Consider the following 761-nt stretch of genomic DNA (forward strand, 5'->3'; position numbering starts at 1 on the left):
AAACCAAATCTCTATGCGTTTTCCTCGGGCCGCTCCAGCGGCAATCTCTGCCACTGCGGCAGGGAAGCTTTTTTAAAACCCTCAATGGCTTGAGGGTCTTGCGCGTGATGTTTGGGCCGAACAGCGAGCTTGCGATAGCCCATGGCCCGGACTTCGCGGCTGAGCGTCTGCTCGCTCACCGAAACGCGAAACTCCTCCCACAGCCATTGCGCCAGATCGCACAGACGCCAGCGAACGACGCCGTCGAGATAGGGTGTCGGCCCACGCTCGATGGCCTGCGCCAGGGCCGCACGCTGCTGATCGTTCAACCGCGATTGTGGGCCGGGAGCCTTGCCATTGATCAGACCTTGGGGACCGCGTTCGTTGAACCGCATGACCCAGTCACGGACAATCTGCAGCGTGACGTTACCGAGGCGGGCGGCATCGGAACGCGAGCCTCCATCGTAGATCGACGCCAGCGCCAGCAGTCGGCGCGCCTGAGCGGCATCCTTCGTCTGCCGCGCCAGCCGCCGCAGACCGTCTCCATCAAAATCCGTCCGTAGTGAAATCCCTGATCGCATCGCAGACCTCCGGTTTGCACCAGAGATTCAGATTCACCCCACTTTGGGAAGGCTAAAGAGTCGAAGTCAGCGAGGCGGCGTATTAGCCGCCTTAATGCATAGCACCGGACGTTTTGGCGACGAGAGGCAGGCTTTTGCTGGCTGCGCGACACCGCAGGCAAGTTTTGCCAGTCGCCGGAGTTAATCCATCGTGATGGAAGG

General features: G+C 60.8%; 1 protein-coding gene. It reads right to left on the reverse strand.

The annotated features are described in order from the left end of the window. Window positions 1-11 precede the first annotated feature (11 nt). Window positions 12-560 carry a winged helix-turn-helix domain-containing protein gene (locus tag P9A16_RS35615; RefSeq protein ID WP_084438720.1) on the reverse strand — a complete coding sequence of 183 codons (549 nt, stop codon included), beginning with the start codon at window positions 558-560 and terminating at the stop codon, window positions 12-14. Window positions 561-761: the final 201 nt, after the last annotated feature.

The organism is Shinella sp. 838, from assembly GCF_029623935.1.
In the GTDB taxonomy this organism is placed as follows: domain Bacteria; phylum Pseudomonadota; class Alphaproteobacteria; order Rhizobiales; family Rhizobiaceae; genus Shinella.